The organism is Microcoleus sp. AT3-D2 (genome assembly GCF_036705715.1).
Classification (GTDB): Bacteria; Cyanobacteriota; Cyanobacteriia; order Cyanobacteriales; family Microcoleaceae; genus Microcoleus.
On record NZ_JAUBVE010000101.1, the window covers coordinates 1 to 20048 of the forward strand.

Below are 20048 nucleotides of genomic sequence, written 5' to 3' on the forward strand. Positions count from 1 at the left end.
ACTTTTTTTGACGCTTTTATTGATTTTAACTATTTTACACTTATTCGGATATTTACAAAACCGGGATGCTCCCAATTTAAACTCAGCGGTAAGGTGCGCCTAGCGCACCCTACATCAACCATTCAGCGGATATTTCAGACCTACTTCTTTTTGCTTTTAGCATCATCTTTCCGCAAAGATTCCAGAATAGAACGACCTACATAATTGCTGAAAACTACCTCTCCAGCTTGATTGTAGTGGCAGCAGCTATCTACATAAACTGCATCTTTAGTCTTGTCAAAAACATTGACAGCATTCACTAGATTGATATTATTTTTTTCCAAATTAGGAAACTTTTTGAAAAGAGCCGGATATCCAATTTGCACAGCTTTAGCATAAGGAGTATCCTTGTTAAAAGCAATCGGCTTTTCGGCTTCACCAAACACCCTTTTCGTCTGATAGTATTGATTAGGCTGAAGAACATGAAAATAAGGCACATTACTAGCAGACAGAACTTTGTGCATAAAAATTGAACTTTTCGCCCAATTCAACGCCATTTCTTGAAAAGCTACTGAATCCGGTAAAACGGACTTATTAGTATTGATATAAATAACGCTGCCACTGTCATCTTTTTTTTGTTTAGTCCGTTCTTTTTCAAACTTAATGACATCGGTTTTATAGTTATTAACTAGATTGTGAACGTAAACAGAAGTCAAAGCATCGCACGCAGCTAAAGAGCAGTTTTGCAAACGTTCCAAACCCTGACTAATCCTAGCTTTATTTTCTTGGATTCTGATAGTTGCTTTCATCGCTTTTGTAGAAAGGCTATTATTCGCCAAGCTAGTCAGCGGCAAAATATGCTGAATGCTTGGCATCGCCAAATCGACTTGATTTTTATTGTTTAAATTAGAAAGTGCTACTTCATTAAAACCATCTATATTAACGACCATATCCAGTTCTTGTCCTAAAGCCAAAAAATAATTTAAAATTAATAATTGCTGCGGTTGTTTATACCCTCCGGTAGCAAAAGACAAAATTATAAATTCTTTATCTTTAAAACCCGGAAGCTGCTTGAGGTATTGAGGTAAAATTTTGTTTTGAACTTCAAATACTCCATAATTAGAAGCCACAGAACCGCCAAAAACTCCGATAATAAATTGATTTTTCTTGGTTTTTTTCAAAGGGTAATCGTAAGGAGAGATAAATCCGTAGTTGTTAACCTTAAAACCAGGGCGAAAATCGGGGCCTGGTTGTTGAATAAATCCCAAAAAAGGATGAAACCTTTCAACAATAGACTGATTCAGCCGCACTCCTTCTAAATTAATTCCTAAAGCCGACTTATCTTGCGTCTTTTCCCTAGTATAGAAAATTTGCTTGTATTTGACAAAATACCATCCCAAGGAACCTAGTTCGAGAAAAACCAGTAAAAGCACTAAATTAATCAAAGTGATTTTGAGAAATCCTTGTCCTTTTTTGAGAAATTTTAAATCTTTCATAAACCTCTATTTTGACTCTCTTACTACTTTAATAATGGAACTAGAAACATAGTTTGCCAATACTTCGTCTCCGACTGAATTATAATGGCAGCAGGCATCTTTGTAAACCGTCTCTTTTGTATTGTCTAAAATATTCACTGCGCTAAAAACATTAACCCCAGCTTTTTGCAAATCACCGACTTTGGACAACAATACCGGATAACCTTTTTTCACACCTTCAATGTAAGGGCTCTTCTGGTCGATCGCAATTTCGTTTTCCTTGGCGGTAAACGCTCGCTTAGTGGGATAATACTGGTTGGGCTGGATAAAGTGAAAATATTTAATCTTTCTACTTGATAAAATTTGATTCATCCCGATCGACGATTCGTACCACATCGATGCCATTTTGTCAAAAGCAGCGGCATCCTGCAAAACAAAGTCAGCTTTGGGAATGTACACTATACCGCTATTTGCGGTGTCTGGGTTGGATGGTTTGAGTTGCGAATCGTACTTGACAACTGCTTGCTGGTAATTGTTGACTAATTGTTTCACCTGTAGCGAGGTGACAGCGTGACACAAAGCAAGTTGACAAGTTTGCAATTTGTCAATACCTGCTTTTAATTGTTTTTTGTTTTCGTTAATTTGCACGATCGAACTCATCGCTTCCGGTGACAAGTTGTTGTTGGCTAAACCAGTCAGAGGCTGTATGTGCTGAACGCTAGGCATTCCTATTTCTACTTGGGCTTTGTTGTTTAAATTTGACAGTGCTACTTCGTTAAAACCGTCAATATTGATGACTAAATCTAACTCTTGACCCAAAGCTAAAAAGTAATTTAAAACTAATAATTGTTGGGGCTGTTTGTATCCGCCATTCCCAAAATTTAAAACAAAAATTTCCTTGTTTGCAAATTCTGGATAAGCCTTTAATTTGTTAGACAATCTGCGATTTATATATTCATCAACTACAAAATTATTCGCAACTGAACCGCCAAAAACTCCGATAATAACTTGATTTTTATTTGCTTTAATAAACGGATATTCGTAGAGGGAAAAAAAGCCGTGTTTGTTGACTTTTAACTTTAATTTTTCATTTGTGAAAGCACCTTGTTTGAGTACATAGCCAAAAAGTGGGTGCAGTCTTTCTACGATAGATTCATCAAGTCTAATGCCGATCCTTTCAATATCTTCTACTACTTTTTCTTTGGCTTTAGTTCTGGTATAAAAAAACTGCTTTTGGTTGATAAAATAAAAAGCTAGCGACAAAGCTTCCAGACAAATAAAGGCGATCGCCAAATTAACCGCGATTATAATTAATATGTTTTGGTTTTTTTTCGGCGCCGTTGAATCTTTCATGAAATTTGACTGATTACGGTTGTTTTTTGGGGACTTGAGACTGCTTCAAATTTTCGCACAAATTTCGGTTAATCAGGATACTAGCCAGCCGGTGTCCGAGTTCATTCCAGTGACCCCCACAGGGGACAGAATTCTCAAAACCGTGGGCGCAGACTTGATATTTTTCAGTGTAACCTTGGATCTGTTCGGATAAATTCAGTACCCGAAAACCCTCGCGCGCGCCCAATTTTTCTAGCCGCCTATCGGGATAAAACAAATCCTGAATGTTGTTCTTTCTCATGAAATTTTTTCGCCTCTCGGCCTCCGGTCTAACTTGCATCGGATCGCCGATCGTCACAACCAAGAAATCAGCATTTTTCTGCACAACTTCATTCCGCATCGTCACAATCAAACCCTCTGTCACCCTCCAAGCCTCTTCCCAAGTGGCATCTTGAGGTTCCTTGAGGTTGAGGGTACTTAAAGTGGTAAAGTGCCCCGATAACTCCCGCTTTTTCCGATCTAAGTCTACTTTTTTAATGACTTGCAAAATGCGCGAATTTTTGACGATCAAACTGGGCATTCGGTCTACAAAGGAAACTGCTCTTTCGTTGCGATCAATCGGCGCCAGATTGCGAAAAGACATATCCGGTACTAACTTGCCGCTAGCATCATAAGCAAAAAATGGTCGGTAGCGATCGTATTCCAATTGCGGCGAATTGTTAATTATATCATTCCCAATAAAAAAAGCAAGAATTACAATATCAGGACTGTAATCCCACACTTTTTTTCGCAGCATTATCAATTCTTGAGCAGTACCGTAGCCCTGCACCCCAAAATTCATAACCTCAACATTTTTGCGTCCTTTAACGGCTTCGCAGTTGCCTAACTTTCGTTCCAATTTTGACCAGAAAGTTTGTTCGACAGGTACGTGAATTGCTTCGGTGAAAGAATCGCCCAAAACCGCAACACGCAAAGTATTTGGAGGTTTGGCTTTTGTATGCTCACGATCGCGCAAACTCTCGCTATTCACCTGCACAAAACTCGCACCTTCCTCATTCCACTCCCCCGACGCACCAGGTTTCAGCTTCCAGCCCAAATTCGGATCGGAAGTGTGGAAACGAGTTGGCGCAGACTCTACGAAATCTCCTATTTTTGGATAGCCTTCAATCCTCGCTACCCGCAATCCAATTTCACCAATTACCACCCCCATCAATAAACCGCCGAGTGTCAAACCCAAATTGACACCCAAATTTTTCAACTTGCTCATTATTTCAAAACAGCGTGTAAATAAATGGAGCAATCACAGAACCCTGACTCAATACAATCAAAGCTCCCAAAAAGACTAAAGTCACAATGAGCGGCAACATCCAATACTTTTTGCGTTCTCTCATAAACGCCCACAAATCTTTGAGAAAGTCTAAAGTTGCTTCAAACACTTAAAAAGGACGCTCCATACTAACTTTTGTTCTTGCTTTACTTGGGATGCGGTAAGTATCCATTTTAGGATTGAGTTTTCGCCGCATTGCATCTTCGCCGAAAATGTTTTTGAGCACTCCCATCGGCCAAACTATCAGGTAAAAAACTATCCCTAGGATGAGCGGCGTTTGGATTTTGTGGAGGAGGAATCCAAAGCGCATCCACCCGTGATAAACGGGGTTCAGCGATTTTGGCGCAACCAATGCTAGCAGCACTAGCACTCCGCAGATTGCCCAAGGCCACCAAGGTAGAGAATGCCGCCGCAGTAAAGGTACTGCTAAACCGAAGATCACTGCAATCAAGCCGCCAATTAGCAGCCCGAAATCGCGCAAGCCTTTTTTGTCGAGTTTTTTAATTTCGTCGCTCATTAGAAATGGGGAATTGGGAATTGGGAATTGGGAATTGGGAATTGGGAATTGGGAATTAGTTATTAGTTATTCGTTCCAATAAGTAGCTAATAACTAATAACTAATGACTAATGACTAATGACTAATCTAGTTCAAATTCATTTTTCCAAGCATCATCTTGTTTCCAAGGAATTTGTTCGGACTTTGGAAGCAAGAAATTTTCCAAAACCAGATAGTCCATTTCGGTTCGCATGAAACAGCGGTAAGCATCCTCTGGAGTGCAAACAATGGGTTCGCCTCGGACGTTGAAAGAAGTATTTACCACAATAGAACAGCCCGATCGCTTTTCAAAATGGCTGATTAAGTCATAGTAGCGAGGATTGGTTTCTTTGTGAACAGTTTGAATGCGAGCCGAGTAATCGACGTGGGTGACAGCCGGAATCTCGGAACGCGGAATGTTGAGCTTTTCAATGCCAAACAACTGCTCTTGTTCGGGAGTCATCGGAATGCGGAGACTGGACTTGACAGGTGCTACCAATAGCATATAAGGGCTAGAATGGTCAATCTCGAAATAATCCGCAACTCGTTCGGCTAAGATTGACGGCGCAAAAGGTCGAAATGATTCCCGATATTTAATTTTCAGGTTCATCACGGACTGCATTTTAGCACTGCGGGGATCGCCAATAATCGATCGACCACCCAGAGCCCGCGGCCCAAATTCCATCCGCCCTTGGAACCATCCCACCACATTTCCCTGTTCCAAAATTTCCGCCAAATGTGGCATTAATTCGGCATCATCTAATCGGTGATAGCTGGCTTTGACAGCATCCAAATATTCGATAATTTCTGCGTCAGTAAACCTCGGCCCCAAATATGAGCCCCGCATTTGATCGTGACAAGTTAAATGAGCAACCGACTTCGCCACAGTTGCCACCGCTTGGTTTGCAGTGAGAACTTCAGTCCTCTCCTCAACCGCTGAGTTTGTAGTGATAAGTTCAGTTTTGAGGGATTCTATACTATTTGCTGTCGAGTTCGCGCTCACAGTGCGAGTTTGTTCGCAATACTGATACCAAATCGCCAAAGCCGCCCCCAAAGCACCGCCAGCATCTCCCGCTGCCGGCTGAATCCAAATATCTTTGAAAATACCTTCCCGCAAGAGTCTGCCGTTAGCAACACAGTTGAGAGCAACGCCGCCGGCCATACAAAGATAATCAACATCCAATTCTTTTTTAACTGTTCTGCACAACCGCAAAACAACTTCTTCGGTAACAACTTGAATGGAAGCTGCAATGTCCATTTCTCGCTGAGTCAATTTTCCTTCAGCTTGACGTGGCGGCCCTTCAAACAGTTCGTCAAACTTCTTGTTTGTCATGGTTAAGCCAACTGTATAGTTGAAATAATCCATGTTCAAACGGAAAGTTCCGTCGTCTTTGAGGTCGATTAAATAGTTGAGAATTTTGTCTACATACTTGGGTTCGCCATAAGGTGCTAAACCCATGAGTTTGTATTCACCAGAGTTGACTTTGAAGCCTGTGTAATAGGTGAAAGCTGAATAAAGCAAACCCAAAGAGTGGGGAAAATCGATTTCCCACTGAGGTGTAAGTTGGTTCCCGTCTCCCAACCAAACCGAGGTTGTTGCCCACTCGCCCACGCCGTCGAGGCACAAAACGGCTGCTTTTTGAAACGGGCTGGGGAAAAATGCCGATGCTGCGTGGGATTGGTGGTGTTCGGTAAATAGCAGAGATGGCAGTTTATTCGTTTTGCAGTTTGCTATTGCTGCCAGATCTCTTTTGAGCATGGTTTTGAGGTAAAGCTTTTCTTTGAGCCATATCGGCATGGCTGCTAGGAAAGAGCGAAAACCTTGGGGTGCGTAGGATAAATAGGTTTCGAGAAGGCGCTCGAATTTGACTAAAGGTTTGTCGTAAAAGACTATTTGATCGAGTTCCCGCAAATCTATTTTCGCTTCTTTCAAGCAATAAGCGATCGCATTCTTAGGGAATCTGGCGTCATGCTTTTTGCGGGAAAATCTTTCTTCCTGCGCTGCTGCTATAATTTCTCCGTCGCGAATTAAGGCTGCGGCGCTGTCGTGATAGTACGCCGAGATTCCAAGTATGTTCATCGCTCTCCTCACAAATCGCAATGCGTTTGCTTTTGACTATTTAGAATAGCTAACGATTATAGCTGCTTCAGTGCTGATTGGGAATTTAATTTTGCGATCGCCTCTAATTTTACCTGGATCGATGTCGGTGCAACGTCCGAGGACGATCGGCTGTTAGAGAGCATTTAAGCTAGCGCCGGCTTATCCTGCGCCCCCAAGCTCTGAAGTAAGTTACCACTGGGAATTGATAAAATTCACCTATCAACCACAGCACAATGCCTAAATGGGACAAAAAAGCTAAGCCTGTCCAAGCTGCGGGCAGCCACGACAACCGGCTGCCGGGAACCGGGGGAAAATAGTAAGCTGAAAGTCCCAGCAAGGTAGTGGGAAGGAAAATTAGACCAAGAGCCGCTGCCAAGTAGGGCCATCCGAATTCTACGCCTTCGAGGTGGGCTCCTATCCACTGTTTGCCGTTCCAGTGCCAAGTGACGGGCGGTTGGCGATCGGCCATTTGGAGCGATTGTCTTTCAACGCTTGCGGTATAAATGTGCTGGCAGAAGTTGCAAGCTAGGGCGTCCATCAGTGCTAGGGTGGAAATTTGACCGGTGCGGCACACGGGACAGGGATATGTATCTTGAGGGTTGAAAGGTCGGGTTGATTTTTTGGAAATCTGCATAGATCAGGCTGTTTGTCAAGATATTGAGCGATCTTAACAAACTACAGAGATTATGGGTTGGCTGATGGCGGTTTTTGTATCTAGATTGTTGGTGATTTAACAGGTTTTTTCACGCTTACGTGTCCCAGAGGTTAATGCAGTTTCATGGTGGATGATTCGGATTAATTGCGGTGATTGTTGCTGTACCGAATTCTGGCTCCTGCCCAGTGAAGTTTTTCCCTCAAAGTGTTGAAATAAGAATAGTTTTCCCGCAAAATGATAAACTTGGCTTCGCAGTCTGCCCTCCGCACGTCTACGCGCTGTCCTGGCCAAATTGCAGTACCCAAAATGCCGTCTGTCCAGAGTTTGGTACTGAGTTCGTAATCTGCTAAAGGCCAAATGCTGACGACTGAACCGGGCGGCAGGACGATCGCCCGACTGGATAAACTCAAAGGGCAAATTGGAGTAACTGCGATCGCCTCCATTCCTGAGTGCATAATCGGCCCGTTGGCAGATGCAGTGTAGCAAGTCGAACCCGTGGGAGTTGCCACAATTAAACCGTCGCCTTGATATTGATCGACTACTTCGCCGTCAACTTCCATTTCTAGAATACAGCTCGGCATTCGATCGGCTGAAGCAGGTTTGACACACATTTCATTTAGTGCCAAAAATCGATCGCTTTGGGGTTCGAGATTGCTTCTGTTTCCCTCAAAAACTGTTGCCTGCAACATCATCCGCGTCTGCACAGCATACCTGTCTTCCGAAAGTCTGTCCCAAATCTCCTCAGTATTTTGGAAATCCTCAAAAGACTCGGTTAAAAAACCCAGATGTCCCCCCACATTCGCTGCCAAAATCGGGATGCCGTCAGCCGCCAAATTCCTCGCCGCAGCTAGGGCCGTACCGTCGCCGCCCAGCACCACCGCTAAATCAATTGGGCTGTTACTAGAAGCTAAAAACACCGGATACGGGTTATCTTTGGGGCCACTCGGCCCCATTAAAACCTGACACCCGCGACTTTCTAATTGGCGGGCACATTGTTCTGCCCACCGCTGGCTGAGGGTATCTCTGGCTTTGTGGGCGATAATTACTTGTTTTAGTTGCACAACCTATCGATTTTAGATTTTAGATTTTAGATTTTAGATTTTTAGATTTTTAGATTTTAGACTGAATTGCCGCGACCGGGACGATCGCATCGTACCTGGAAAAATATTATTCCGATGCCCCTGGAAATCTCCCGTCCGAGACTCTCCCTCTGGTTTATAGCAGTTGCAAAAAGTAATCCAATTTTTTGGAAAGCTCGCCTCCATTATCTCATCTTTAATTCCCAATTCTTGAATCTAAAATCTAAAATCTAAAATCTAAAATCGTATTACCCGTCGCTGCGGCTGGATTTGGGCCGTGGCCAGATAATGCTGGAATCGGCCGCGAGTAGGCTAGAAACTGCGCTGGCCCCAAAGCGGTTGAGGTGGCTGGGGTCAACAAAATAGTCATTGCGGCCCGGCCACCGCTGCGACAAGTCGCGGAAAGCGAAGCCTTTTTGCCGGGAGAGTTGCTGCATTCGCTGCCGGAACTGCTGTTCTGCCCGCAGGCGGGTTCCGTCTAAGTAGTCATTGGTGAGGGGCAAATTAACGAAAATCAGGGGAATTTTGCGAGCTTTGGTAAATGCTACAACTGAATTAAAGGCTGTTGCTTGTTTGCCTCCGAGGTTGAAGTTTTCGTAGTCGCGATCGTACTGGCCTGAAACGTAAGCGCGTTCTCGATAATAAGTGTTGGGATTGTACTTGCCCGACATAGCCATGAATCCGTTGGAGTCGATCGAATCTGCCAATTGGTTGAGTTGTCTGATGGCTACTGTTGTCGGCCGCGAGACTGGAATCAATTGTGCTTGAGGGGTTGCTGCATCCGCTGCGATCGGTTTTAACTCATATCTTGCAGCATTCTCAGCAACGGGGAGTTTGCCGATTCCACTAGACAGGAATTGGATTGTGGGTTGGGTGTTAGCAACGGGCAGTTTGCCCGTTCCACTAGACAGGGATTTGATTGTGGGGAATAGGGGATGGGCATCTTGCCCGCCCTTGAAAGGTTGATCTACAGAGGTAAATGCTTTGCGGAAATTGTTGTTAGCGCAGGGCTGCGGGAATCTGTAACACATCGGAATCTCGTTGAATTCATCGGACAGCAGTTCGGGGCGAATGCCTGCTGCTAAAAGTTGGCTGCCTTCAGAATCGACGATCGAATTAAAAGTGCGATCGTCCCGGCCGCTGTTAAATGCCCGCACGCCGTCTGCCCAGATAATCATTTGAGGCAAATGACCGGGCTTCAAAAGCCGCCGCAGTTGAAAGTCAACTACTTGTGCAGTTGCGCCGTTGACTGAAAAGTTAAATACTTTTAAGCCCCGCCGACCTCTTTGGGCCAAAGATTGTTTTAGCTGTTTGGGATCGACGCCCTGCAATGCGCGGGAACTGCCGACAATCAAAACATCTGGTGGGCCGACTGTGGCAACGTAGGATAGGTAAAGTTCGAGTTGTTCGTTGAGTAAATCGCTGCTGAAGCTGACTGTACTGGCTTGCGATCTGGTTGCGCTCGCTTGCTGCTGGGAATAAACCAGGTTTCTCATGTACTCGATTACTTTTTTCTCCGCAAACGCCCGTCTGGGACTGCCGGGGGGAACCGCTTGCATCCAAGCGACGGCCTGCACCCACAGGGCGGCTACTTCGTCCCAGTCTTGTTTTGAATTGGCGGATTGAGCCAAATTAGAAGCTTGGGTGGCAAAGTTAACTGACTCCGTGAAGGCATCGTTTTGCGGGCATGAGGGAACGCTGAGGGATTTTTTGGTTTTGTTGGAGTTTTGAGCTAACAGAGACGTTGAAGACTGCGCTAGGACGGCGGATTCGATCGAACCCGATGGCGCTGCGGAGTTGGGCGGCTTCGTTGACGAACATCCCAAAGTTACGGCTAATACAGCGGCTGCGGCGCAGGTACGTTTGAGGATGCTGGTGCTGATGCTAGCAATGTAGCGGCGAATCATAAAGCTTTCAGCGATCGCGAAACATTACTAGATATTACTCATTATTCGGCGGATCGAGCAATTAGCTCAAACAGATGTTTTAACCATTCAATAAAAATTAAGGCGATCGGGCCATCGCAGCTAAGCACCTGCGCTGTTATTGCTTGTCCCATCGGCATTGCAGGCGTTTTCTGCCATGCCAGCCAAGTGTGGATTAGCGCTTTGGGATGATGAATTAAAGTGTAGCGGTTAAGTCCGGCTTGTTCGAGCTCTTGTAAAATTGCTTCGGCTTTCGGATGCAGGGTGTCGCCAGGGGGGATGAGATAGGCGACAAAATCTTCTAACATTCCAGGAAGTTGATTGTTTGGCATCAACCAAACTCCGACGCGAGGCAAGTATGGATCTGAAGGTGTGCAAACCCAGCCTTCGGGAGGGGGAGATTGGGGGATGTCTCGATAGCCGATCGAACTCAGTTTATCTTTAAGAGATTGCCACCGCCCACTTAAATTGCGATCGGCATCTACCACAATTCCCAAGGTGCGTAAATTCTCTGCTTTCAATCTTTCTGGCAAGCCATTTAGCAGCGCTTCAACTCCTTCTGTACTTCCTTCTCTACCTTCTTCTTGCGGTACTTCGACGGAAAATGTTTCTGGCAGTTGATATTGCTGGCACAAAGCCCAGATTACGTGTCGGTCATTCTTACCTTCTACCAATAACTGTTGAGGTTTTGGTTGAGGAGGTTTTCGTGCTTTTGGCATTAGCGCACCTCGATACTTTGGCGCACTGCAACGGACAATTCATCGGGAGTGTATTCAACTGCACGAATATCATCACCGCGCCGACTCAAGCGAAATAATTTGCCAACAGAACTATCTTCTGACTGTTCTAAGGCTTCTTGAAATGCGGCTATACAATCCCAACTGTGGGTAGTTGCAAAGACTTGAACGTTCAATCGCTGTGCTGTTTCAAATATCAATCGCCACATATCAGTTTGGGTTTGATAGTAAAGACCTGTATCAATTTCATCGACTAGCAAAAAACCATTTTCTGATGATACGGCTGCCATTGCTATATTAATAATTCGTCGCATACCATCTCCCATACTGCCTAGAGGAACTGGGTGAGGCTGGCCCCGAAGTTTAAGCAAAATACCACTATTATAAGTCTGGCGACTCGTGAAACTAATCCGTTCCACATCAGGCTCCAGAATTTGCAATGCTTCTACTACACTTTGTTCTTTCGGTGTGAGTGTTATTCTATCCCACAGTACAGACAGTTGCGCAAAGCTTTTATTAGTGGTTGTTAGAAAATAATTTTGATTGCTGCTCCCTATAGGAAAAACTAACTTAGATGTGTTGCCCAACCGCAAGTAACGCGAATCGCCTATAGTTCCATCAGTACGGATAGGAATTGTTATTTTGGTATACTGTCCGTATGAAACAACTAGCTCACCGAATAAATCTCCACCTGCAACTAAATCCTCTAATCCAGGAAGTGCAAGTTGCTGGGGAATAGGATCAGGCTCAATTTTTAATGAGAGCGGATGCTCTTTTGTAGAGCGGATATGAATAGCCCCATCGAAGTTATTAAGTTGATGACCGTAAAAAATATGTAAAATCTGATAATGATGCTGAGAAACGACTTCGCCATTTCTTTGTCTAGAAGGCTCGACTGTTAGTTCACCTCTGCTTTTTAGCACCTCAAGTAGAAACTGAATGTTTCCTTCATTAACTAATAAATAAATGGCTTCCAAAAAAGTAGTTTTACCGCTATTGTTCTGACCGACTATCAGATTAACCCTAGCTAGCTCGTCGATATGAAAATCTTTAAAACAGCGATAATTTTGGATGGTGAGATCGCGCAACATGGATTCCTCGGATATTAACTATATTGTATCATTTCTCCGTTCAGACTAGAAACCAGTATGAGATTCAATGACTGCTTCGGCTTGCAGGGCGATCGCTCTCAATTTATCCAATGTATCCTGGTTAGCACTCTGCCACAACCCCCGCTGACGAGCTTCTAGCAATCTTTCCGCCATATCTCGCAGTGCCCAAGGATTGTTTTCTTGAATAAATGTTTGCACTTTTTCATCAAAAATGTAAGCCTCTGCGATTCCTTCATACATAAAATCCTCTACACAATTTGCCGTAGCATCGTAAGCAAACAAAAAATCAACAGTTGCTGCAATTTCAAACGCACCTTTATAACCGTGTCGCATCGCACCTTCTATCCATTTGGGATTCACAGCCCTACTGCGATAAACCCTCGCAATTTCTTCTCGCAGTTGCCGGACTTTCGGATTTTCGGGAATTGAATTATCTCCGAAATAGGTTTCAGGATTTTTGCCTTGCAAATTGCGAATTGCGGCCGTCATTCCCCCTTGGAATTGATAATAATCATCCGAGTCGAGGATGTCGTGTTCGCGGTTGTCTTGGTTTTGCAGAACTATTTGCATTTGGCCGAGGCGTTGTTCAAATGCTTCGGGTGCAGAACATCCCCATTCACTCTGTTTAACTCCTGCTAAATCTCCCGGCAAATTTGAGGAACTAGAGGAGGTATAGGCGTAACTGCTCCAATTAATGTAAGCTTTTGCTAAATCGCTATCGTCTGTCCAGTTTTGAGCTTCAATTATGCCTTGAAGTCCTGCGCCGTAAGCACCTGGTTTTGAGCCAAACACTCGAAATTGCGATCGCCCTTGCGCCTCTTCCTGACTCAAACCTGTAGATTCCCAATACAAAATCTCTTCCTTAACTTGTGCTGCTAAAGGGTTGTTTTCTGCCGATTCGTCTAAATCTGCCACAGCTTTTACCGCACTGTCAAACAAATCAATTAAATTAAAAAAAGCATCGCGGAAAAAGCCAGAAATTCGCAAAGTAACATCAACGCGCGGCCGCCCCAAAACCGAAACTGGCAAGATTTCAAAATCTACAACCCGGCGCGAAGGGCCATCCCAAACTGGTTGAACTCCTATCAACGCCAAGGCTTCGGCGATGTCGTCTCCCCCCGTCCGCATGGTGGATGTTCCCCACACTGACAAACCCAAAGTTTTCGGATATTCGCCGTTTTCTTGGGTGTATCTTTCGATTAAAGTTTCAGCAGCAACTCTGCCAACTCTCCAGGCGGTTTCTGTGGGAATAGCGCGGATATCTACTGAGTAAAAATTCCGACCTGTGGGCAATACATCTGGTCTGCCGCGGGTGGGCGCGCCGGATGCGCCGCTTGGTATGTGCCGCCCATCTAGTCCGCGCAAAAGGTTGGTAATTTCTTGGTTGGTTTGGAGGAGTGATGGTAAAAGATAGTTGTTTATCCAGTCTAATTCTTGTTGGGTTGCTTCTTTTATTTGGAGATTTTTAACCGCAGATGAACGCGGATGAACGCGGATGTTTTCGATTAACTTATCTACTAATTCAGCGGCTTTTTTCTCGAGTTCTGCTGTTAAATCGCCTGCTGTGCGGTGCTGAATTATCGAGGTTGGATCGCAGGTTAAGGGGTCGAAATCGTAGCCTGAGTCTTCTGCTAGGGCGCGGGTTATACCCGATCGCCCGTTGGTGGGATGGCGGGCGATCGCAATTATCAAATCTCTCAACTGTCTACCTTCGGGACACTGCCCAAAAATGTGCAATCCGTCGCGAATTTGGGATTCTTTGAGCTCACAAAGATAGCCGTCGGTGCGAGTGATAAATTCTGTAAATTCTGATTTATTTAGTTGTATTCCTAAGTCTTTATCTAAGTTTTCTTTGTTGGTGAGGGCGAGAATGCGATCGCGAATCATGGGTAATCTAGACGGATCTAAACTTTGGGCTTCGCAATACTCGTCGATTAAGGTTTCCAACTGCTGCAAAGGCCCGTAGAGTTCGGCGCGAGTCATGGGCGGTGTCAGGTGGTCGATTATCACGGCTTGCGATCGTCTTTTTGCTTGGGAACCTTCCCCCGGATCGTTGACAATGAAGGGATAAAAATTCGGCATCGCGCCTAATGCTACTTCTGGATAACATTTGTTAGACAATGCTATACTTTTCCCAGGAAGCCATTCTAAATTACCGTGTTTTCCGGCATGAATTATAGCGTCAATCCCCAACTTTTCTCGCAACCAATAATAGTAAGCTAGATAATTGTGGGTAGGTTCTAAGTCAGGGGCGTGATAATTTAATGCAGGGTCAAGTTCGTATCCTCGCGATGGTTGAATTCCTACAAATACATTACCGAACTGAATTCCGGGAATCGGAAAAGACCCATTGTTACTTATAAAATCTTGTGCATAGCTTCCCGGAAGCCCCCATCTTTTACAAATCCCATCCTGTACTTGCTGCGGCAAACTAGCAAAATATTCTTCATATTCTGCCAAATCCAAAGATTGATGAACAGGCCGCAATTCGCGTCCTTCCGGGTCATTTGTCACGCCGGAAGTCAGGAGTTCAATTAACTCGTTGCCGCTAGCGGGGATGTTTTCAATGTGATAGCCAGCTTGCTGCATAGCTTTGAGGATTTCGACACAGCTAGCGGGCGTATCTAAGCCGACGCCGTTGGCTAAGCGGGCGTTGCGAGTGGGGTAATTTGCCAGAATTATGGCGATGCGTCTATTGGCGGCTGGGGTTTGTTTCATTTTCACCCAATTCGCGGTTAAATCTGCTACAAATGAAATGCGATCGCCCGCTGCTACATAGCCTACTACATCTGTTTCTAATTCGCTGTTCCAAGTCTGTACCGCTTTAAAAGAAACAGCCCTAGTAATGATTTTTCCGTCTACTTCCGGCAATGCTACATTCATCGCCACATCGCGGGGCGAAAGTCCCTGTAATTCAGTTTCCCACTGTTCCAAACCGCCACCGCTGAAGATTGCTTGCAATACAGGGACATCTAAGGATTTTAAACTATTTTGTTCCGGTTCTTGGCTGCTAAAACCGGAGACTGCAAAACTTGTAGTGTTGAGCAATAATTGAATTGGTTCTGATTCTTTGGGTTGAAAATATTCCAGCAATTCTATTTGCAAATCTGGTTCCCGCAGAGAAGACACAAAGACGGGAACAGGGACTAAGTTTCGCTCTGCTATATCTTGACAAAGTGCATCAATTGGTGCTAAGTTTCCTGATAAGTAATGAGCGCGATAAAATAAAATCCCGACTTTAGATGTAGAAGTAATATCCCCGTGTCCGCAAGTTGGGGACGATTCAATTTGTTTTTTCCAATCATAAATTCCGACGCGGGAAACTGTTTGAGGTAGGGGCGGATTATAAGCAGTTTTTAGGCAAGTATCGGCGGCAAATTTTAGTGCGTTAACAAAGTTTTGGACTCCACCTTCTGTGAAATAGCGCCAAAGTTGATTGACTGCTGACAGCGATACATTGGAATGGCTGATTAAATCGGGGTCGGGACTGTCTTCTCCCGGCATTACAATCAGTGATGCGTTAGTTTTCTGCACAGTTTCCCGCAGAATTTCTAACCCGTAAGACCAATAAGAACGCCCTCCTAAAAGTCTTAAGATTATGACCTCTGCGCTTTCTAAAACTTCCTCGGCATAAGTATCAATTGTTAGTTGTTGCTGCAACTGAAGCAGGTTTACTGCACGCACTTTGGGAAATTTGGCCGGCATTTTGGAGGCGGCGGCTGCGAGAGTTTGAATGTCGGTGTCAGCAGCACTAATAAATACTATTGGTGCTGGGGTTTGCTGAATAAAAATTACTCCTTCTGCTTGAGGGTTCCAACCTCCGGGTGTGGCGGCTATTTTGTGCATTAATTTTTTTTATCTTAATAAATAGTGAGAGAAAGTGCGATCGCCCTTACTATAACATGACTTATACATAAATAAAGGCTAGGGCGTGTTTGCCAACCCGGACATTCCCGCCCAACCGAGAGAGGGGGGACACGGGGGAACCGCCCCTACATTCGGGGGGAGAATGAGCGTCAAAGTCCCGGAAATCTCAACCTATAAACTGACAAATAAAACTCCCAAAATCATTATTCCCGCCCCTAATAATCTTTCTTTAATATCTTTTTCCTTAAAAATGAAATGACCGAACAATACACCCATTAACACGCTAGTACGCTTAATCGCGATCACTTGCACTACCAAAGTTAATGTCAAAGCTTGCATTTGAAAAAGCACTGCAATAGCATTGAAAGACCCCATAGCAGCTAGCATGGGTAATTGTTTGAGAATTTTTTCTCCTGAATTTGGGGTTTTGTACAATAAAACTGGTAGTAGCAAAACAGTGATTGTACCAAACAAAGAGAATACCCAAAAAATAGGGGATGAATTTGTAACTCCTATTTTGTCAAAATTGGAGGCAATACTCCATAGTAATGCGACGATTAACATCAATTTGGGCCCCGGCTTCTCCAGCAGTGCTTTAAATGGGGCTAAATATCCTTTATGTTTCTCTTTTATATTTAATAAATAAGAGCCTGCTACGATTAGTAAAATGCCAATATAGTCAAAAAGTTTTGGATATTCACCGACAATTAACGGTGAAGTTACCAACATGAATAATGGTGTCAAAGCTACCAGCGGTAGTGTCAGGGATAAATCTGATACTTTGATGGCTTTGATGTAGAGGAGGGATGTGACAGCGTTGATGCTACCTCCGATTAATAGAGCGAGCCAAAATTGAGAGTTTAATGGCGGAATTCCTGTATAAAATACCCAGGGAATCAAAAAGATGACTGAAAAAAATGAGAGAGACCAAGCTACAACATATTCGTCACTTTTTTTGAGGTTTTGTTTGCCAAAAACGTCTTTGACGGCTTCAAAGAAAGCGGTCAAGATTCCAAAAATTAACCAAGTCAACCTAAATATGCGCTCCTGACTCGCTCGTCGTTTAGCAAATCCGTTCCAATACCTGTGAGGGTAATATTACCAGCTTCTAGTACGTAACCCCGATCGGCAATTTGCAGTGCTAAACTGGCGTTTTGTTCGACTAAGAGGATTGTAACGCCCGTGGAGCGCAGATTTTGAATGATTGCAAAAATTTCTTTGACGATCGCAGGTGCTAAGCCTAAACTAGGCTCGTCTAATAATAGCAGCTTCGGGCGACTCATCAGAGCGCGGGCGATCGCCAGCATTTGCTGTTCCCCGCCGCTGAGAGTTCCTGCTAGCTGGCGGCGCCTTTCTGCTAGGCGCGGAAATATCTCAAATTGGCGCTCTAAATCGGCTTTTACGGCCACTGAGTCCGATCGAATATAGGCCCCCAATTCCAAGTTAGTTAACACCGTTTGCTGCGCCAAAACCCTCCGCCCTTCTGGACTGTGGGCGATTCCCAATTTCACCACTTCGTGAGCTTGGCGGCGGCTAATATCGCGCCCGCTATAAAGAATTTGTCCTTGTCGCCAATTAACTATTTTAGAAATCGCTCTCAGTGTGGTACTTTTGCCCGCACCGTTGGCGCCGATGAGACTGACAACCTCGCCTGCATTAATCATCAGATTAATATTTTGTATGGCTTGAATTCCGCCATAATTTACAGAAACATTTTTGAGTTCTAAGAGGATGTTTTGGGTGGTTTTGGATGGGCTGTCGTGCATTTTATGTGGTTTGATTGTTGATAACAACAAAACTGTCTCTTTTTCCGCAGTATGCCAGGGGTTTCAACCATTGGCTCATAGCTGAAGTTTTCTTAAGAGGAATGGAAGATTAATGTAAGGCTAACTATTGATTTTACTCGTTTCCCGCCCAAGCCTGGGAAACATTTAGATTCTCTACGTTTCATCTCCCAAATAAGCCTCAATTACCGCCGGGTCATTCCTCACAACAGCCGGTTCTCCCAAAGCAATAAGCTGACCGAAATGCAAGACGGCAATGCGATCGCACAATCCCATAACTAGCGGTACATGATGCTCGATCAATATTACAGTTAAATTGAATTGTTGGCGCACTTCGCGGATAAATTCGCTTAATTTGTGCTTTTCATTGGGATTCATCCCCGCGGCAGGTTCATCTAACAAGAGTATTTGCGGTTCTAGGGCTAAAGCGCGGGCAATTTCTAAGCGCCTCTGGTCGCCGTAGGGCAAGTTTTTGGCTTGTTCGCCCGCGCGATCGCCCAATCCGACTAAATCCAACAATTCTAAGGCTTTTCGCTGGGTTTTGCGTTCCATTGCGTTAGATGCTGGCAAGCCGAAAATCCCCGCCAGCACCGATAAAACTGGATTGCCCGATCGACTGTGAATGTGTCGGGCGATCGCCACATTTTCCACAGCAGAAAGTTCCCCAAACAACCGGATATTTTGAAAAGTTCTGGCAATACCTTTATTGGCAATTTGATAAGGCTTCAGTTGGGAAATATTTTCATTTTGATAAATCAGGTTGCCGCTAGAAGCAGGTATCAGTCCAGTCATTAGATTAAACAGAGTTGTCTTGCCCGCGCCGTTAGGGCCGATTAATCCAAAAATTTCGTGTTTTTTAACTGTAAAAGATACGTTGTTTACAGCAATTAAACCGCCAAAACGACGAGTTAATCCTTTGGCTGCTAAAACAGGATTGCTTGTTGAGATGGTAAGGGGTTCGGAAATCATAAACACATCATAGAACGAATATAAGATATCTAATTATGCCTTAGACTGCCGAATGTTCTTAAAGTGGCGCTTTTTCAGCAGTATTTAGGGCGATGGATTTCACGACGGACAAGCACAAATTTAGATGGCCCTGAGTCCTGAAACACCTTGATGAGAATGTAAACAGAATTATTCAAATGGCTGAGACGGCTCATCAAACACAAGGATTCTAGCCCATGACGAAGCACTGCAGACAAAGATTAGCTGCCGTAATTGCTCTCTAGTTTCTATCTTTCACATCGCCTTTGCTGTTGACTCGCAATGCTGTGGCTGGAATTGGGGACAAACCCACAGCTAATCCCAAACAGATTGCCTCCCAAGGCGGTTTCATTTTCTTGTAGGGGCAAACCCTCGTGAAGAGCCCCGATGCCTGAAATGCCCATGAAATCATCTGTGGGTGGGGGCGGGCACTCTGAGCACCGCCCCTACAAAAGCCTGCTTTTCGGTAGGGGCAATCCCCCCGTGGTTGCCCCGAAACAGCCCTGCCCCCACGGGGAAGTTAAACTCAACTTCCGAAGCGATTACAGAGTTTCCTCCAATAGAATAGCAGGGATGTAACGGTTCACGGAGTTTAAACCAAGACTTAAGAAAATCCCAGAGTCAGATTAAGGTAAGCCAGTTACATAATTCCTAAGCAAATCCGGTTACAGGTTACTTCTGTAGACTTGGAATCTTGCTGAGAAATAATTCCTTAGTCCGAGAATCACGATCGTACATATGTATAACAGGAACAAGGCGATCGTCAACCATCACTTTGTCATCCTGAATCTCCCAACATCTCTCATGATCTCCACACAGTGTGAGGACGGCACCACTCTTTAAATTATGTTTCACCGTTTGGTTACTGGGAAATTCATAGTTAATCACCTTATTGAACATTGCTTGATCTAGAGGTTTACGACGATGGCGTTGAGCCTCCACCACCATTAATTCAATTAATTGCATCATAAGATGGTTTCCTCCTAATACTGTCCCTGCACATAGTATAGGTTTTCCCAACAGTCCTTCAAGAGTTTTTTTTCCATAAACAGCACTCACCCATTCACTATCTACATTAGACCTCTTGCAAAATAATTTTATGATATAATGGAAAGTTTTGCTTTACTGGATTGAATCCCAACTCTTAACTTAT

At 44.3% G+C, this 20048-nt stretch carries 16 protein-coding genes; all 16 read right to left on the minus strand.

The window, feature by feature from the left end; all coding sequences use genetic code 11:
- Positions 1–140 precede the first annotated feature (140 nt).
- Entirely contained in the window at positions 141–1475 is a 1335-nt protein-coding gene (locus tag QUB44_RS27810; RefSeq protein WP_333372567.1) for a hypothetical protein, read from the minus strand.
- Positions 1476–1481: 6 nt separating this feature from the next.
- Positions 1482–2807 carry a hypothetical protein gene (locus tag QUB44_RS27815; protein WP_333372569.1) on the minus strand — a complete coding sequence of 442 codons (1326 nt, stop codon included), beginning with the start codon at positions 2805–2807 and terminating at the stop codon, positions 1482–1484.
- Positions 2808–2820: 13 nt separating this feature from the next.
- Positions 2821–4053 (minus strand): SGNH/GDSL hydrolase family protein, encoded by a 1233-nt coding sequence (locus QUB44_RS27820; protein WP_333372571.1) that lies wholly within the window; start codon positions 4051–4053, stop codon positions 2821–2823.
- Positions 4054–4057: 4 nt separating this feature from the next.
- Entirely contained in the window at positions 4058–4222 is a 165-nt protein-coding gene (locus QUB44_RS27825; protein WP_333293586.1) for a DUF5989 family protein, read from the minus strand.
- The gene (locus tag QUB44_RS27830; protein WP_333372573.1) at positions 4223–4630 is read right to left on the minus strand and encodes an SxtJ family membrane protein; all 408 of its coding nucleotides are present in this window, start codon (positions 4628–4630) and stop codon (positions 4223–4225) included. It lies immediately after the preceding gene.
- 121 nt (positions 4631–4751) lie between these two features.
- Positions 4752–6728: a carbamoyltransferase gene (locus tag QUB44_RS27835; RefSeq protein WP_333372575.1), complete on the minus strand. Its 1977-nt coding sequence runs from the start codon at positions 6726–6728 to the stop codon at positions 4752–4754.
- 169 nt (positions 6729–6897) lie between these two features.
- Positions 6898–7383: a hypothetical protein gene (locus QUB44_RS27840; RefSeq protein WP_333372577.1), complete on the minus strand. Its 486-nt coding sequence runs from the start codon at positions 7381–7383 to the stop codon at positions 6898–6900.
- Between the two features lie 161 nt (positions 7384–7544).
- Entirely contained in the window at positions 7545–8465 is a 921-nt protein-coding gene (locus tag QUB44_RS27845; protein WP_333372579.1) for an NAD(+) kinase, read from the minus strand.
- A gap of 266 nt (positions 8466–8731) precedes the next feature.
- Positions 8732–10390: a hypothetical protein gene (locus QUB44_RS27850; RefSeq protein WP_333372581.1), complete on the minus strand. Its 1659-nt coding sequence runs from the start codon at positions 10388–10390 to the stop codon at positions 8732–8734.
- Between the two features lie 41 nt (positions 10391–10431).
- A complete protein-coding gene (locus QUB44_RS27855; RefSeq protein ID WP_333372583.1) occupies positions 10432–11127 on the minus strand; it encodes a DUF3226 domain-containing protein in 696 nt (231 codons plus the stop codon).
- Positions 11127–12236 carry an AAA family ATPase gene (locus tag QUB44_RS27860; protein ID WP_333164602.1) on the minus strand — a complete coding sequence of 370 codons (1110 nt, stop codon included), beginning with the start codon at positions 12234–12236 and terminating at the stop codon, positions 11127–11129. Before QUB44_RS27860 ends, QUB44_RS27855 begins: the two co-directional genes overlap by 1 nt.
- Before the next feature lie 45 nt (positions 12237–12281).
- Positions 12282–16103, minus strand: a complete 3822-nt coding sequence (gene cobN / locus QUB44_RS27865; RefSeq protein ID WP_333372585.1) for a cobaltochelatase subunit CobN — start codon at positions 16101–16103, stop codon at positions 12282–12284.
- Between the two features lie 192 nt (positions 16104–16295).
- Positions 16296–17156 carry an EamA family transporter gene (locus QUB44_RS27870; RefSeq protein ID WP_333372587.1) on the minus strand — a complete coding sequence of 287 codons (861 nt, stop codon included), beginning with the start codon at positions 17154–17156 and terminating at the stop codon, positions 16296–16298.
- Complete coding sequence (locus QUB44_RS27875) at positions 17153–17890, minus strand: ABC transporter ATP-binding protein (RefSeq protein WP_333372589.1); 738 nt, start codon at positions 17888–17890, stop codon at positions 17153–17155. The genes QUB44_RS27870 and QUB44_RS27875 overlap by 4 nt, the downstream gene beginning before the upstream one ends.
- 174 nt (positions 17891–18064) lie before the next feature.
- On the minus strand, positions 18065–18877 hold the full coding sequence (locus tag QUB44_RS27880) for an ABC transporter ATP-binding protein (RefSeq protein ID WP_333372591.1): 813 nt from the start codon (positions 18875–18877) through the stop codon (positions 18065–18067).
- 690 nt (positions 18878–19567) lie between these two features.
- The gene (locus tag QUB44_RS27885; protein ID WP_333372592.1) at positions 19568–19954 is read right to left on the minus strand and encodes a hypothetical protein; all 387 of its coding nucleotides are present in this window, start codon (positions 19952–19954) and stop codon (positions 19568–19570) included.
- Positions 19955–20048 lie beyond the last annotated feature (94 nt).

What these genes read in the sequence shown, in the direction of transcription:
- QUB44_RS27850 (WP_333372581.1), bottom strand. Translation starts at nt 10,390, where the DNA reads ATGATTCGCCGCTACATTGCTAGCATCAGCACCAGCATCCTCAAACGT.
- cobN (WP_333372585.1), bottom strand. Translation starts at nt 16,103, where the DNA reads ATGCACAAAATAGCCGCCACACCCGGAGGTTGGAACCCTCAAGCAGAA.
- QUB44_RS27840 (WP_333372577.1), bottom strand. Translation starts at nt 7,383, where the DNA reads ATGCAGATTTCCAAAAAATCAACCCGACCTTTCAACCCTCAAGATACA.
- QUB44_RS27835 (WP_333372575.1), bottom strand. Translation starts at nt 6,728, where the DNA reads ATGAACATACTTGGAATCTCGGCGTACTATCACGACAGCGCCGCAGCC.
- QUB44_RS27815 (WP_333372569.1), bottom strand. Translation starts at nt 2,807, where the DNA reads ATGAAAGATTCAACGGCGCCGAAAAAAAACCAAAACATATTAATTATA.
- QUB44_RS27860 (WP_333164602.1), bottom strand. Translation starts at nt 12,236, where the DNA reads ATGTTGCGCGATCTCACCATCCAAAATTATCGCTGTTTTAAAGATTTT.
- QUB44_RS27880 (WP_333372591.1), bottom strand. Translation starts at nt 18,877, where the DNA reads ATGATTTCCGAACCCCTTACCATCTCAACAAGCAATCCTGTTTTAGCA.
- QUB44_RS27875 (WP_333372589.1), bottom strand. Translation starts at nt 17,890, where the DNA reads ATGCACGACAGCCCATCCAAAACCACCCAAAACATCCTCTTAGAACTC.
- QUB44_RS27810 (WP_333372567.1), bottom strand. Translation starts at nt 1,475, where the DNA reads ATGAAAGATTTAAAATTTCTCAAAAAAGGACAAGGATTTCTCAAAATC.
- QUB44_RS27830 (WP_333372573.1), bottom strand. Translation starts at nt 4,630, where the DNA reads ATGAGCGACGAAATTAAAAAACTCGACAAAAAAGGCTTGCGCGATTTC.
- QUB44_RS27855 (WP_333372583.1), bottom strand. Translation starts at nt 11,127, where the DNA reads ATGCCAAAAGCACGAAAACCTCCTCAACCAAAACCTCAACAGTTATTG.
- QUB44_RS27820 (WP_333372571.1), bottom strand. Translation starts at nt 4,053, where the DNA reads ATGAGCAAGTTGAAAAATTTGGGTGTCAATTTGGGTTTGACACTCGGC.